At 71.3% G+C, this 15,653-nt stretch carries 10 protein-coding genes; 3 read left to right on the forward strand and 7 right to left on the reverse strand.

Annotated elements, in window-relative coordinates:
• Positions 1–151 precede the first annotated feature (151 nt).
• The 7 genes from FXF60_RS09870 to FXF60_RS09900 form a co-directional block, all read right to left on the reverse strand.
• Positions 152–490: a cation:proton antiporter gene (locus tag FXF60_RS09870; RefSeq protein WP_151525808.1), complete on the reverse strand. Its 339-nt coding sequence runs from the start codon at positions 488–490 to the stop codon at positions 152–154.
• Positions 487–747, reverse strand: a complete 261-nt coding sequence (locus tag FXF60_RS09875; RefSeq protein WP_151525809.1) for a monovalent cation/H+ antiporter complex subunit F — start codon at positions 745–747, stop codon at positions 487–489. The genes FXF60_RS09870 and FXF60_RS09875 overlap by 4 nt, the downstream gene beginning before the upstream one ends.
• Positions 744–1,121, reverse strand: a complete 378-nt coding sequence (locus tag FXF60_RS09880; protein ID WP_151525810.1) for a Na+/H+ antiporter subunit E — start codon at positions 1,119–1,121, stop codon at positions 744–746. The genes FXF60_RS09875 and FXF60_RS09880 overlap by 4 nt, the downstream gene beginning before the upstream one ends.
• Entirely contained in the window at positions 1,121–2,638 is a 1,518-nt protein-coding gene (locus tag FXF60_RS09885; protein ID WP_367889963.1) for a monovalent cation/H+ antiporter subunit D family protein, read from the reverse strand. The genes FXF60_RS09880 and FXF60_RS09885 overlap by 1 nt, the downstream gene beginning before the upstream one ends.
• Entirely contained in the window at positions 2,635–2,967 is a 333-nt protein-coding gene (locus tag FXF60_RS09890; protein ID WP_151525811.1) for a cation:proton antiporter subunit C, read from the reverse strand. Before FXF60_RS09890 ends, FXF60_RS09885 begins: the two co-directional genes overlap by 4 nt.
• Positions 2,964–5,948 carry a DUF4040 family protein gene (locus tag FXF60_RS09895; RefSeq protein ID WP_151525812.1) on the reverse strand — a complete coding sequence of 995 codons (2,985 nt, stop codon included), beginning with the start codon at positions 5,946–5,948 and terminating at the stop codon, positions 2,964–2,966. The genes FXF60_RS09890 and FXF60_RS09895 overlap by 4 nt, the downstream gene beginning before the upstream one ends.
• A 162-nt stretch (positions 5,949–6,110) precedes the next feature.
• Positions 6,111–8,969 (reverse strand): ankyrin repeat domain-containing protein, encoded by a 2,859-nt coding sequence (locus FXF60_RS09900; protein WP_192796683.1) that lies wholly within the window; start codon positions 8,967–8,969, stop codon positions 6,111–6,113.
• Positions 8,970–9,290: 321 nt separating this feature from the next.
• On the opposite strand from FXF60_RS09900, the gene purD reads away from it, so the two are divergent.
• From purD to purL, 3 genes are read left to right on the forward strand one after another with little or no spacing between them, the layout of a single operon-like run.
• Positions 9,291–10,601 (forward strand): phosphoribosylamine--glycine ligase, encoded by a 1,311-nt coding sequence (gene purD, locus FXF60_RS09905; RefSeq protein WP_151525814.1) that lies wholly within the window; start codon positions 9,291–9,293, stop codon positions 10,599–10,601.
• A 7-nt stretch (positions 10,602–10,608) separates the two neighbouring features.
• Positions 10,609–11,556, forward strand: coding sequence for a phosphoribosylaminoimidazolesuccinocarboxamide synthase (locus tag FXF60_RS09910; RefSeq protein ID WP_151525902.1), 948 nt, complete (start codon positions 10,609–10,611; stop codon positions 11,554–11,556).
• A 23-nt stretch (positions 11,557–11,579) separates the two neighbouring features.
• Positions 11,580–15,563 (forward strand): phosphoribosylformylglycinamidine synthase, encoded by a 3,984-nt coding sequence (purL, locus tag FXF60_RS09915; RefSeq protein WP_151525815.1) that lies wholly within the window; start codon positions 11,580–11,582, stop codon positions 15,561–15,563.
• Positions 15,564–15,653: the final 90 nt, after the last annotated feature.

A 15,653-nucleotide genomic window follows, 5' to 3' on the forward strand; every position in this document is an offset into this window, starting at 1 on the left:
ACCACAAGCGACGCCCGGTCGCCTCAGGGACAACCACACGCGACGCCCGGTCGCCTCAGGGACAACCACACGCGACGCTCGGTGGGCTCAAGAGCAACCACACGCGACGCTCGGTGGGGTCAGGGACGACCACAGGCGACGCCCGGTGGGGTCAGGCGAGGTCGTTCGGGTCGGTCGCCGGGTCCAGCTGCGCACCCGAGCGGTATGCCGCGCGACCCAGCGCGTTGGAGGCGACCGAGCTCATGATGATGAAGCCGGCGATCGCCACGAACAGCTTGATCAGGTCGACCACGTCGAAGCCGTGCACCCAGACGTGGTGCACGTAGACCCCGGTGACCATCCACGGGACACCCATGCCGGTCGCGCCCGAGAGCACGTTGATCCGGGACAGGCCGTCGCGGGCGCGCAGCATGGCCCAGGCGCTGGTCAGCACGAAGAGCGCACCGCCGATGCACAGCACGCCGATGACGAGGGTCAGCACGATGCTCATCGGCGCCCCCTGGTGAGGATGCGCGCGAGCGAGACGGTGGCGAGGATGCCCACGAGGGCCGCCAGGGACGCGACGTCCAGCAGCACGATGGACTCCGCCGCCATCCCGATCATGAGGAAGATCCCGACCGCGCAGAAGTAGACGAGGTCGCTGACCGCAGCCACCGACGCGTCGTCCCGGGCGGTCATGACCCGGACCAGCCCGAGCACCGCGGCGAGCAGCAGGATCGCGACGGTGGTCCACACGATGACGCTCATGACGGCTCCACCTCCATCGCACGGTCGCTGCGCTGCCGGCCGCGGGTCATCACCAGCAGCCGTCGCTCCATGTCGCGCAGGTCGGCGACGACCTCGTCCCGGTCCTGCCCGTAGAGGGCGTGGACGTAGAGCGTCGGCGGCGACTCACCGGTGCGGGGGGCGATGCCGACGGTGATCGTGCCTGGCGTGATGGTGATCGAGGACGCCATGGTGCTGATCTCCAGGTCCGTCTCGCAGTGCAGCGGCAGCGCGACGATGGCCGGGGACATCCGCAGCCCGGGTGTCACCACGTCGGCGCCGATGCGGAGCGCCCCACGGACGACCTCGGCGGCCAACCACCCGCCGTAGACGACGGTGCGCACGGGGTTGAGCATCAGCCGATCACCGCCTCGACGTAGGGCGCGAGGTCCACCAGCCCGGCGGCCGCGCGGGAGGTGACCTCCATGATCGGGCCGGCCAGCACGAACATCGTCAGCTGGGTGACCACGAGCACGGCCATCGGTGCCATCAGCCGGGGGGTCACCCGGACGTCGTCGGTGAGCGTCGTCTTGGCGCCGCGCCCGGTCTCCGGCGAGTCAGGGAGGTAGTCCTCCATGTCCGGGCCCCAGAACACGCCCACCCACAGCCGCTGCATGGCCACCAGCGAGCCCAGCGCCCCGACGCAGATGAGGGTGATGAAGACGGCCTGCCAGGCTCCCCCGGCCTGGGCCGCCGCCTGCACCAGCCCGACCTTGCCGAAGAAACCCGAGCTCGGGGGCAGCCCGATGAGCGACATCAGCGCGAGGGCATACCCGATCGTCAGGATCCGGTCCCGCCGGATGATGCCGGACAACCGCTCGTAGCGCCCGGAGCCGTAGGTCTGCTCTATCGCCCCGGCACCCAGGATGAGCGCCCCCATCGTGATGATGTGGTGGATCATGTAGAAGATGCCCGCCGCCAGCGAGAACTGCGTGAACAGCAGCAGCCCGAGCAGGATGTGCCCGACCCCGGCGACCATCTGCCAGGACAGCGCCCGGCGCATCACCCGCTCGCCGAAGGTGCTGTAGGACCCGACGACGAGGGACAGCCCGACGAGCACGGCCAGCACCATGATCCACGGCGGCTGCCCCTCGTAGAGCGTCGACGTGATGCGGTAGAGGGCATACAGCGCGACCTTGGTGTGCAGCGCCGAGAAGAGCCCCATCACGGCGGCCGAGGTGGCGGGGTAGCTGCGCGGCAGCCACGTGTGCATGGGGACCACGGCCGCCTTGATCGACAGCGCCAGCAGCACCACGCCCGAGCTGAGCATGGTGCGCGGGTCCGTGCCGGCGCCCACGAGCAGCGCCAGGTTCACCGTCTCTGCGGTGGCGTAGACCAGGCCCACGCCGATGAGCAGGATGGTGCTGGTGAGCAGGTTCACCACGACGAAGGTGCGCCCCACCCCGAGCCGGCGCCAGGTGCCGGTCACCGCGATGAGGGCGTAGCTGGGCAGCAGCATGACCTCGACGAAGACGAACAGGTTGAACAGGTCCCCGGTGAGGAAGGCGCCGTTCACGCCACCGAGCAGCATGAGCACCAGCGGCGTCACCAGGCGGTAGCGGTTCTCCCCCGTGATGGTCATGAAGACCAGGCACATGAGCACGGTGAACGAGGTCACCAGGATCATCAGCGCGCTGAACGTGTCCGACACGAACGGGATCGCGACGCCCGGCACGAAGGCACCGACGTTGTCGGCGAGCACGGGCGTCTCGCGGTGCTGCAGCAGCAGGTCCAGCCCGGCGGCACCGGTGAGCACGGGTATGCCCAGGAGCCAGGCACGCTGCCACACCAGGTTGCGCCACAGCACGGTGGCGGCGGCCGCCGCGATCGGGATCGCGGCCAGCAGCGGGAGCAGGGCTGCGGTCATGATCATCGGCGGTGCGTCTCCCCGGTCTCGGGCATCCGCTTGGTGTCGTCGTTGTGCCCGATCACGGCCATGGCGAGCATGAGCACGGTGACGGCGAGCGCGATGACGATCGCGGTCAGGACGAAGGCCTGCGGCAGCGGGTCGCCGGCGTCCTCCACGCCGGTGCGGCTGGGCAGCGGCTCACCACGCCAGGCGGTCACCCCCGCGGACAGGATGAGCAGGTTGGCGGCGTGCGCCAGCAGGGCCAGGCCGAAGATGATCCGGACCATGCCCCGCTGGAGCATGAGGTAGATCGCCCCCGCCGTGAGGACGCCGATGGTGATGGGCAGGATCATTCGCGGTCCCCTCCCTTGCGCGGCGGCAGGTCCTGCTGCAGGTAGGTGGACCCGCGCCCGGGGATCCCCAGTCGGGTCTCGGCATACCGCTCGCCGCGGGAGGTGTCCATCGGGCCGCTGATCTCGCCCTCGACCGCCTCGTCGGCGCGCTCGCGGGTGCTCTCGCCCCCGGTGGCACCGAGCAGGTTGAAGGCCTCCATGACCAGCCCCAGGACGGCGAGGTAGACGCCGAGGTCGAAGACCATCGAGGTGGTCAGGTGGATGTCGAAGAGGTAGCCGTGCAGCGGCTCGAGGAAGGAGACGTGGCCGATCATGCCCCAGATGCCGGTGCCGACCGCGATGAGCACGCCCAGGGCGACCAGCCGCAGCGGGAGCCGGGGCGGCCCCACCATCCGGTCGCGCGAGGTCGCGAGGTAGATGAGCGCGACGATCGAGGACCCCACCAGGGCGGCGATGAAGCCGCCTCCCGGGGAGTTGTGGCCGCGCAGGAAGAGGATGGCCGAGATGATGGCGAGCAGCGGCGCCGTGACGCGCACCAGCAGCTGCATCGGCACGGCGTTGCCCCAGGCCTCGGTGACGGCGCGGTATGCCGTCGACCCGCGCTCCCGCAGCGGCACCTCCGGCGGCGGCACGTAGTTGCGGTCGGCCTCGGGTGGCGGGTCGAGGTACTTGTCGCGGACGGTGGAGACGATGGCGACCATCGCGACGGCTGCCATGCCGAGGACGGTCAGCTCGCCGAAGGTGTCCAGCGCACGGAACTCCACGAGGATCGTGTTGACGACGTTGTCGCCGCTGGTTTCGACGGGGCCTTCCTCGAGATACCAGATCGCGATCTCGCTGCGGTCCCGGCGGCCGGTCAGGGCCCAGGTGGCCAGGCCGGCGGACAGGCCACCGACGACCGCGAGCAGCAGCGCGGCCTTGTTGCCCCACCGGGGTGCGCGGCCGAAGACCTGCGGCAGCCGCTGCAGGACGAGCATGATCATCAGGACGGTCAGCGCTTCGACGAGCAGCTGGGTCATGCCGACGTCGGGAGCGCCGAGCGCGAAGATCTGCACCGTCACGGCGGCACCGACGGTGGACAGCGCGACCACGGCGGCCAGGCGGGAGTTGGCCCGGCACAGCACGGCGACGGCGATGGCGATGATGACCAGGACCACGATGTCGATCGGGCTGATCAGGCCCTCCTGCACGGGGAGCAGGTGGTCGCCCGCGACCAGGACGCCCACACCGCCGAGGACGAGGGCGCCGAGGGCCAGGAACTGCACCGCCACGTGGCGGGTGGGGTTGTCCGCACGGACCAGCATGGCCAACGACTTCCCGACGTCGGCAGCGGTGTCGTTGATGACCCGGATGACGTCGGCGCCGTCGAAGGAGAAGGTGTCGTGCTCGCGGGCCGGGAAGAAGAAGCGGCGGCGCAGGATGACGAAGACGCCGACGACGATGATCGCCAGCGAGGTGAGCAGCTCGAGGTTGATCCCGTGCCACAGCGCCAGGTGCGGGTGCGGCTCCTCGGCGTCCGCCGGCAGCATGGCGGCTGCGGCGCGACCCACCGGGGTGTCCAGGATGCCCACGACGAAGGCCAGCGGCAGCCCGACGACGATCGGCAGCGCGGCGAAGGTGCCCAGCGCCCACGGCGTCGTGTGCAGCGGGCGGTCCTCGGGCCACTTCGCCTGTCCGCGGCCGTCGAAGAAGCCGTTGAAGACGATCTTGGCGCAGTAGGCGAAGGTGAGCACCGCGGTCAGGGCGACACCGAGGAAGGCCGCCCAGGCCGCGACCGGGCCGCCGGGCGCCTCGTGCATGGCGGTGAGGATGCTCTCCTTGGAGACGAAGCCCAGCATGGGCGGGACGCCGGCCATCGACGCGCAGCCGAGCACGGTGACCCAGAAGGCGATCGGCATGGCGCTGGAGAGCACCGGCAGCCGGCGCACGTCCCGGGTCCCGGCCGCGTGGTCGACGACGCCGACCATCATGAACAACCCGGACTTGAACAGCGCGTGCGCGATGACGTGCAGGATCGCGGCGGCGAGCGCATACTCCGTGCCGACACCGATCGTGGCCACGATGAGCCCGAGCTGGCTGACCGTGGAGTAGGCCATGAGCTTCTTCAGGTCGGTCTTCTGCAGCGCGAACCAGCCACCGATGGCGCAGGTGACCAGGCCGGTGGAGATGAGCAGGACGTTCCACACCGGCACGTCGTGGAAGGCGGGCGAGAAGCGCATCAGCAGGAAGATGCCGGCCTTGACCACCGCGGCGGCGTGCAGGTAGGCGCTCACCGGCGTGGCGGCCGCCATGGCGTCCGGCAGCCACACGTGGAAGGGGAACTGGGCCGACTTGGTGAAGGCGGCCAGGATCACCAGCAGGGCGATCGTCGCCGTGAAGCCCGGGCTGGTGTCCCACACCTCGTGCGCCAGCGCCTCGGACAGGGTGGTCGTCCCGGTGCGCACGACCATCGCGGTCACCGCGGCCAGCAGCCCCAGCCCGCCGAGGAAGGTGATGAGCAGCGTCCGCATCGACGCGGCCTCACCGGCATACCCCGAGCGCGCGATGAGGAAGAAGCTGGCGAGCGAGGTGAGCTCCCAGCACAGGAAGAGCAGGATCAGGTCGTCCGCGAGCACCAGCCCCACCATGGAGACGGTGAACATCGCCATGTAGAAGTAGAAGGTGAGGTTGCGACCCGGCTTGAGGTATGCCGTGGAGTAGGCGAGCACGACCGCGCCGATGACGAGCGCGATGAAGGTGAAGACCGTCCCCAGCCCGTCGGCGCGCAGCGACAGCTCCAGCCCGAGGGTGGGCACCCAGGGCATCGACCACTCGACCGTCCCGTGGTGCATGACCTCGCGCGCGGCCGGCCAGTATGCCGCCGCCGCCGCGAGGTAGAGCGCGGCGATCGGCCACCCGGCGTGCCGACCCAGCAGCTTGGTGAGCGGGAAGGTCGCGACGACGGTCACCGCCGAGATGACCAGCGTCCACAGCAGGCTCATCGCAGGGCCGCCCTGGACGCACCGACGCTGCCGTGGCAGCGGGGGGTCGGCCGGGACATGCGGATCAGGCTACCAATGCGTGACCCGACGTCACCGCTCGTCTGCGAAGTGCTTGGCCACGGCCGGCCGCCGTGCGCCACGCCACCTCGGTGCGTCACCCGACTAGGACGTGCCGAGGATCTCCCTGATCGTCGGGTCGTCGGCGTAGTCCGCCGGCACGTTGCCTCGATCATCAGCGGCGTTCGTGACCGCCCCTGCTTCGACAAGGCTCTGGACGACCCCGAGGCAACCGGCCTGGGCGGCGAAGTGCAGGGGTGTGACGCCCCCGTCGTCTGTGGCCTGCTCGTCAGCGCCGGCGTCCAGCAGCAGGTCGGTGGTGCTCTCATGACAGCGCTGGGCCGCGAAGTGCAGAGGTCGGGATCCGTCCACGTCAATGGGGTCCAAGTCAGCGCCGGCTCCCACGATCGCCTCGACGGAGTCGTCCTGGCCCCGGAGCGCAGCCTCGTGGAGAGGGGATCGCGAGCTGGGTGACCCGTCGGGGTCGGCTCCCTCGGCCAGCAGCAAGATCAGGGTGTCCTCGTGTTCGTTGGCGGCGGCCGCGAACAGGGGTGATGCTCCATCATCATCAGCGCGGTCGATGTCGGCACCGACGTCGAGAAGTAGCTTCACGACATCATTGTTGCCGCGGTTCGCGGCGGCGAGCAGCGCGGTGGTGCCGTCGGAGAATCTGACGGTGTTCGCGTTCGCTCCTGCACGGATGAGTCGGGCGACGGTCTCAGTTTGGCCGTTGAGGGACGCCGCCCACAGCGCCGTTGCCCCGTCAGCGATGGGTCTGTCGACCCGAGCACCAGCGTCGAGGAGTTGTCCGACGATGTCGTCGTGGCCCAGCCTGGCCGCGGTGTAGAGCGGATGAATCGCGTCGTCGTTTAGGGTCGCCATCACGGGCGCCCCTACGCCGAGCAGGATACCGACCACTTCGGTGCAGCCGGAACGGGTCGCGACCCACAGCGCGGTCCTGCCGTCGTCATCGCGGGCCTGGACCAACCGTGGATCCTCCCCGATGAAGTCGCGGACGACGTCCGCCTCACAGCCACTCGCGGCGTCCAGCAACTGATCGTCGACGCCACCAGTCGACTCGGTCTGCAGTTCCGACGGGATGGGCTCGGTCCCATTGACGACGCCCCCGGTCGCCGAGTTCGTGGCCTGGTCCGCCCAGTCCTCGTCGGGGTCGGCAAGCATGTCGTAGGTACAGGATTCGAGCAAGGGGCCGGGGGCGACGCCTGAGTCGATGCACGCCTTCTCAGCGGCTTCGCGTGCTTCCGGAGGGAAGTCACTGAGCGATGCGAGTTGTCCAGGCAGAGCGGTGAACTCGTCCGTGAGATAGTCGCTGGCGTCGCCGTCGGCGAACAGCCGCTCCTCTGGTGTCACTCGCCATGACCCCCCGAACCGCCCGTACAAGCCATCGATTGTCCTGAGTTCGGCCACGGACATCACTTCGCCGTCGCGCGTGCTTAGGTCGTTCTCGGCGTCACCGTCGGGGCTGCCCAACAACCCTTCCGAGGGGCCGTTGCGGAGCTGCAGCTCGATGTTCTGGGACACACTGAGGTTCTCGATGCGGATGACGTCACCCGAAGGGGAACCGACGACGATCGTCCTTCCCTGACCACCGCTCTCCAGGCGTGCGAAGCCGCTGTCGTCGAAGCGCACTCCCCCGCGGCCCAACCGGGTCGGCTCCCCGTCGATGAGGACGGGGATGCCTTCCTCGGTCGTATCGCGACTGTCGTCGTACACGGTCTGCACCGTGTGGGAACCGACCCGGACGGCCACCGCCTGGTTGGAGGTCGCCCGGCCGGGGTTGCCGAGGAATCTCGCCTGCACCTCGAAGTTCTCGCGCCGCACCAGCACGAACTCTCCGGCTGCCTGGAAGCTGAGCGACACTCCGTCGAATGTTCGCAGGTGTGGCTCACCTTCTGAGGAGGCCAGGGCAAACAGCAGAACCAAGCCCGTCGTGGCAAGCACCAACCCAAGTGTCATCAGTCCTACACCGAGGAAGGCCCCCGTGACAGTTGTGGCGGCCTCGACGCCCAAAATCAGGCGGAGACCACCAAACAGTGTGCTGACGGCCATGATCCAGCGCACCCCCGGCTTCCCACTGATCTCTTCGTAGGGAGTCTGGTCATCGGTATGGTCTGGCACGATCGGGGCGTTGAGATTCGTGCTGGGCAGAGGAACCTCGCGGCCGCCGGTGAGGACGAGGATCGGATTGCCGTCCTCGTCGTAGCGAACACCTTGCACCTCCTCCAGTTCGTCGGCGGCGGCGGTGAAGTCGCGAGCAACGGGCTGCGCTCGCAACGGTTGGGGGGTACCCGCAGCGAGAACGAGGCCCGGCCTGGAAGTCGACGGCTGCTCCCGTTCCGCCGGCGCCGCGCCTGCATGGGAGTCTGTTGAACGAGGAAGCTGCGCGAACACGGCTTCGACCGGGATCCCGCCTCGCGGGATCGTGTCGAGCGGATCCGCCCCCTCGTCCGTCGACTCAGCCACCATCAGGGCGTTGACTGTCGACCCCTCCGCCTCGACCACTGTCTCGGACGCGACGTGCTGTACGACGCCGTCGCTGTCCGCCCACGTGGTGCCGATCACGACGGCGTAGCCACCGGGACCGTTCACCCCACCTGCGATCGTCCTGGTCACGGTGAATTCGACACCGTCCAGCGTGACCTCCTCAGTCGCCACGGACCCGTCGAGGGCATCGATCTCGGTGAAGCCGGACGGCAGCAGGGCAGGCCCGTCGACCCGGATCCACGGACCGGCCGCCGAGGTCGACAGCATGGTCACTCCGGCCTGCGTCACAGCATGGGCGGTGGTCCCGTCGGAGAGGTCGGCGACAAGTGACGTCACCTCGTCCTCGGGCGCTAGGACGGCCTCGACGTCAGCGACCTTCGCCCAGGGACCACCGTCGACGCTGACAAGGGATCGGCCGCGCCAAAGCTGAGCCTCCTCGGGGAAGTCAGCTTCGACCACCCGGTCCACGGTGGCTGGCGGCGTCGTAGGAATCTGCAGCGACCGCTGCTCGTCGGGTACCTGGGTGGAGCACGAGGACGCCATGAGGGAGAGCGCGATCGGCAAGACGAGGGCCCCCCTGACCCGCAACCAAGAATCCCGGTTCGCGCGACGGTCGTACTGGGCACACACCTGTACCACCAACCTCTGACTCACGGCTCGTCGCCGCGAGCCGCCTCCGAAGTCTAGCGCCGTTGACGGGTGCGTGGCCGGTCCTTGAACCGCGCCGTGCGACGACGGGCGTGCTCGGGCCTCCGCGTGCGCCAGATAGGCTGCTGGCCCGTGGTGGTCCTCGTCCTCGGCTCCGGTGCGCGTGAGCACGCCCTGGTCCGTTCCCTGGCCCTCGACCCCGAGGTCGACCGGGTGGTGGCGCTGCCCGGCAACCCGGGGATCGCCGCCCTCGCCGACTGCCTGCCGGGCGACCCCGCCGACCCTGACGTCGTCACCGCGGCGGCGCGGGCCGAGGGTGCCGACCTGGTCGTCGTGGGTCCCGAGGCTCCGCTGGTCGCCGGGGTGGCCGACGCCCTCGCGGACGAGGGCATACCGTGCTTCGGCCCCTCGGCGCGGGCGGCCGCGCTCGAGGGGAGCAAGGCCTTCGCCAAGGAGGTCATGGCGGCGGCCGGTGTCCCGACCGCCGCGGCCCACGTGTGCACGCGGATCGACGAGGTGCAGCACGCGCTGGACGCCACCGGACCGCCCTACGTCGTCAAGGAGGACGGCCTCGCCGCGGGCAAGGGCGTGGTCGTCACGACGGACCGTGACCAGGCGGTCGAGCACGCGACCGCGTGCCTGACCCGCGGAGAGGGCAGGGTGGTCGTCGAGGACTTCCTCGACGGACCCGAGGTCTCCGTCTTCTGCCTCAGCGACGGCCACGACGTCATCGCCCTCGAGCCAGCGCAGGACTTCAAGCGGGTCGGCGCCGGCGACACGGGCCCCAACACCGGCGGGATGGGGGCATACTCCCCCCTCCCCTGGGCGCCCGAGGACCTCGTGCCGCAGGTGCTCGACACCATCGCCCGGCCCACGATCACGGAGATGGCCGTCCGCGGTATGCCCTTCGTCGGGGTGCTCTACGTCGGCCTGGCGCTCACCTCGACCGGGCCGCGGGTGGTGGAGTTCAACGCCCGCTTCGGCGACCCGGAGACGCAGACCGTGCTGGCGCGGCTCCGGACCCCGCTGGGTCGCGTGCTGCGCGCCGCCGCCCGGGGCGAGCTGGGCGGGCTGCCCGCCCTGGAGTGGTCGCCGCGCACCAGCGTCAACGTCGTCATCGCCGCCGAGCACTACCCCGCAAGCCCGACCACGGGCGACCCGATCAGCGGGATCGAGCAGGCCGAGCAGGTCGACGGGGTGCACGTCCTGCACGCGGGGACCCGCCCGAGCGACGACGCCGACGGCGATCTCGAGGCGCCCGGTCTCGTCTCGGCCGGCGGCCGCGTGCTCAGCGTCGTGAGCCTCGCCGACGACCTGCCGCAGGCCCGCGCCCGCGCCTACGCCGCCGCCGGCCGGATCGACCTGCGCGGCAGCCACCACCGGCCCGACATCGCCCTCGCCGCCGAGCAGGGCCAGGTCGCCGTCCCGACGCAGGAGTCCTGAGGTGCCCATGACGCTCCCGCAGCACCAGCTGCTCTACTCCGGCAAGGTGCGCGAGCTGTATGCCCCGCTGCACGCCGACGGCACCGTCGACGAGTCCCGGCTGCTGCTGGTCGCCTCGGACCGGGTCAGCGCCTACGACCACATCCTCGACACCCCGATCCCGGACAAGGGCGCGGTCCTGACCCAGCTCTCGCTGTGGTGGTTCGACCAGTTCGCCGGCCTCGCTCCGCACCACGTCCTCTCGACCGACGTGCCCGAGCAGGTCGTCGGCCGGGCGGTCTACGTCCGGCGGCTGACGATGCTGCCGGTGGAGTGCGTGGCCCGGGCCTACCTCACCGGCGGTGGCCTCGCGGAGTATGCCGCGACCGGGTCCGTCTCGGGCGTCCCGCTCCCCCCGGGGCTGGCGGACGGGTCCCGTCTGCCGGAGCCCATCTTCACCCCGAGCACCAAGGCGCCGGTCGGGCAGCACGACGAGCCGATCAGCCTGGAGCAGGTCGTCGGGCTGGTCGGGCCGCGGCTGGCCGACCGGCTGCGGGCGCTGACCGTCGACATCCTGGACCGGGGCAACAACATCGCCGCTGGGCGCGGCATCCTCATCGCCGACACCAAGGTGGAGTTCGGCATCGACCCGGCCCAGGTCCCGCTGAGCGACGACGGCGAGCCGCAGTGGTCCCAGGTCGACCCGGACACGGTCGAGATCACCCTGGCGGACGAGGTGCTCACCCCGGACTCGTCGCGCTTCTGGCGGGCCGAGGACTGGACGCCCGGCCGGACCCAGACGTCCTACGACAAGCAGGTGCTGCGCGACTGGCTCACCTCGCCCGACAGCGGGTGGGACCGGGCCGGCGACGCCCTTCCCCCCGCGCTGCCCGGGTCGGTCGTCGAGCTCACGCGCGCCCGTTACGTCGAGGCCTACGAGGCCCTCACCGGGCAGACCTTCACCCCCGCCCGCTGACCCACGACGGGAGCCGCACCCCCATGGCCCACGACCACGTCCTCACCACCGTGCCGGGTGGGTCCGCCCTCTCCGACTTCCGCGCCGCCGGTCTGCTCTCGCGCCTGCAGCGGGTCGCGCCGCAGGTCAGCGGCGTCACCGCCCGCCACCTGCACGTCGTCGCCGCCGACCGCGACCCGGGGACGGAGCAGCTGGAGGCGCTCCGGGCGATCCTCACCTACGGCGAGCCGTGGCCGGGCGACGAGGGTGAGCACGGGCATACCTCTCGGGTCGTGGTGTCCCCCCGCCTCGGCACGATCTCGCCGTGGTCGAGCAAGGCGACCGACATCCTGCACAACTGCGGGCTGGACGTGCAGCGGGTCGAGCGGGTGACGGAGTATGTCCTGCAGCTCGCCGACGGACCGCTGGACCAGGCCGCGTGGACGGCCTGCGCGGCCCTGCTGCACGACCGGATGACCGAGTCCGCGCTGCTGAGCGACGTGGCCGGGGCGGCGGTGCTCCTCTTCGCCGACCGGGTCGCCGAGCCGATGGAGCTGGTGGACGTGCTCGGGCGCGGCCGGGAGGCCCTGGAGGAGGCGGACGCGCGGTTCGGCCTGGCCCTGTCCCCGGACGAGATCGACTACCTCGTCGAGTCGTTCACCGGGCTCACGCGCAACCCCACCGACGTCGAGCTGACGATGTTCGCGCAGGCCAACTCCGAGCACTGCCGGCACAAGATCTTCAACGCCGACTTCGTCATCGACGGCGAGGTGCAGGGCCAGAGCCTCTTCGGCATGATCCGGCACACCGAGCAGGTCGCCGGCGCGGGCACGGTCGTGGCCTACAAGGACAACGCGTCGGTCATGGCCGGCGGGCGGGCGCAGCGGTTCCTGCCCGAGGGTCAGGGCTCCGGCCCGGCGCGGTATGCCCTGCGCGAGGACGACGTGCACGTGCTGATGAAGGTCGAGACTCACAACCACCCCACCGCGATCTCCCCCTTCCCCGGTGCGGCGACCGGCGCCGGCGGTGAGATCCGGGACGAGGGCGCGACGGGGCGGGGCAGCGCCCCGAAGGCCGGGCTGACGGGCTTCGCCGTGTCGAACCTGCGGCTGCCCGGCACGCGCGAGCCGTGGGAGGCCGACGAGGCCGCCGGCACGCCCGACCACCTCGCGAGCCCGTTGGACATCATGATCGACGGGCCGCTGGGGGCGGCCGCCTTCAACAACGAGTTCGGGCGGCCCGGCCTCGGCGGCTTCTTCCGGGTCTACGAGCAGACCGTCGACGGGGTGCGGCGCGGCTACCACAAGCCGATCATGAGCGCCGGCGGGCTCGGCGCGATCAGCGCCGACCAGACCGAGAAGGTCCGCTTCCCCGCCGGCACCCTGCTGGTCCAGCTCGGCGGCCCCGGCATGCGGATCGGGATGGGTGGAGGTGCGGCGAGCTCGATGGCCGCCGGCACCAACGCCGCGGACCTCGACTTCGACTCCGTGCAGCGCGGCAACCCGGAGATGGAGCGTCGGGCCCAGGAGGTCATCAACCACTGCTGGGGCCAGGGTGCGGACAACCCGGTCCTGGCGATCCACGATGTCGGCGCCGGCGGGCTGTCCAACGCCTTCCCCGAGCTCGTCGACGACGCGGGCCTGGGCGCCCGCTTCGACCTCTCCCAGGTGCCGGTGGCCGAGTCCGGCCTGTCGCCCAAGGAGATCTGGTCCAACGAGAGCCAGGAGCGCTACGTGCTGGCGATCGCGCCGGAGTCGCTGGACGGGTTCGCCGCGATCTGCGCCCGCGAGCGCTGCCCGTATGCCGTCGTCGGCGTCGCGACCGGTGCGGCCGACCTCGTGGTCGCCGACCGCGAGGCTCCCAGTGGCCCACCTATGCCGTCGGAAGGGCCCCGATCCGTCGCCGAACCGGGCCGCTCGGAGACCCCGGGGGCGGTCGACCCCGTCGACATGCCGATGGAGGTGTTGCTCGGCAAGCCACCCCGGATGACCCGGGACGTGCGCCGGATGGTGCGCCGCGGTGCCGACCTGGAGCTCGGCGAACTCACCGGCGACGCCCTGCGGGAGACGGCATACGCCGTGCTGCGCCACCCCAGCGTCGCCTCCAAGCGCTTCCTCATCACCATCGCGGACCGCACCGTCGGCGGCCTGAGCCACCGGGACCAGATGGTCGGCCCCTGGCAGGTGCCGGTGGCCGACGTGGCGGTGACCCTCACCGATCTCGTCGGGCTGGCGGGGCAGGCGATGTCCTCGGGCGAGCGGATGCCGCTCGCGGCCGTGGACGCGCCGGCCTCGGGGCGGATGGCCGTCGGCGAGGCGCTCACCAACCTGCTCGCCGCGCCGGTCACGCTGACCGGGGTGAAGCTCTCCTGCAACTGGATGGCCGCCTGCGGCGAGCCCGGGGAGGACGCCGCCCTCTACGACACCGTCCGCGCCGTCGCGCTGGAGCTGTGCCCCGCACTGGGCATCTCGGTGCCGGTCGGCAAGGACTCGCTGTCGATGCGGACCCGGTGGACCGACGGGGCCGGGCAGGAGCAGAGCGTCGTCTCGCCGGTGTCGCTGGTGGTCTCCGCCTTCGCGTCCCTGCCGGACGTGCGCGGCACCTGGACCCCGCAGCTGGCCGCCGGAGAGGTCCTGCTGCTCGTCGACCTGGCCGGCGGCGAGGACCGGCTGGGCGGCTCGATCCTGGGTCAGGTCCGAGGCGCCTTCGGCGGCGACGTGCCGGACCTGGACGACCCGGCGCGCCTGGTCGCGCTCGCCGCCGCCCTGGGTGAGCTGCGGGCCGCCGGGCTGGTCACGGCATATCACGACCGCTCCGACGGCGGGTTGTGGGCGACCGTGTGCGAGATGGCCTTCGCCGGGGGTGTCGGTGTCGACGTCGCGCTGCCCGACGGCGCCGGGGTCGCCGGGCTCTTCGCCGAGGAGCTGGGGGTGGTGCTGGGGGTCGCGCCGGACCGGGTGGAGGAGGCCGAGCAGGTCCTGGGGCGCCACCTCGGGGCGGGCGCGGTCCACCGGCTGGGTGCGGCGACCGGGGACCGGCGGGTCGTCGTGCGCGGCGACGGGGTGGAGCTGGACGAGCCGGTGCACGAGCTGGCCCGGGCGTGGGACGAGGTGTCCTGGCGGATCGCCTCGCTGCGCGACAACCCCGCGTGCGCCGACGAGGAGCACGCGGGGGTCGGTGCAGGCGCCCCGGGCCTGGTGGTGCGTCCCTCGTTCGACCCCGCCGAGGACGTCAGCGCGCCGTACGTCGGGCGCGCGGTGCGGCCGAGGGTCGCGGTCCTGCGCGAGCAGGGGGTGAACAGCCACGTCGAGACCGCCTTCGCCTTCGACCGGGCGGGCTTCGACACCGTCGACGTGCACATGACCGACCTGCAGACCGGGCGCTTCGACCTGGCGGCCGCTGACGTGGTGGGGCTGGTGGCCGCCGGCGGCTTCTCCTACGGCGACACCCTCGGCGCCGGGGAGGGGTGGGCCCGGTCGGTGCTCTTCGACGCGCGGCTCACCGACGCCTTCGCCGGCTTCTTCGCCCGGCCCGACACCTTTGGGCTCGGCATCTGCAACGGGTGCCAGATGTTCGCCGCCCTGGCCGAGCACATCCCGGGGGCGCAGGCCTGGCCGCGCTTCGTGCGCAACGCGAGCGAGCAGTACGAGGCGCGGCTCTCCCAGGTCGAGGTGCTGGACAGCCCGTCGATCTTCTTCAGCGGTATGTCCGGGTCGCTGCTGCCGATCGCCGTCGCCCACGGTGAGGGCCGGGCCGACTTCTCCCGACAGGGTGACGCGGCCGCCAGCCACCCGGCCATGCGCTACGTCGACGGCCACGGGGAGGTGGCGACGGCATACCCGGCGAACCCGAACGGCTCGCCGGACGGACTCACCGCGGTCACCACCCCCGACGGCCGGTTCACCGCGATGATGCCGCACCCGGAGCGGGTGCAGCGCAACGTGCAGCTGTCCTGGACGACCGGCGCGCCGGAGGACCCGAGCCCGTGGCTGCGGATGTTCCGCAACGCTCGTGCCTGGGTCGGCTGAGGTCGGCGCCGACGATGCTGGTGCAGGAACCGTGTGTCACATCCGTCGCGGGGACGACCGATGTGACGCACCGTTCGCGCACCACCGCCG

The sequence above is a fragment of the Serinicoccus kebangsaanensis genome (genome assembly GCF_008919445.1).
GTDB lineage: Bacteria > Actinomycetota > Actinomycetes > Actinomycetales > Dermatophilaceae > Ornithinicoccus > Ornithinicoccus kebangsaanensis.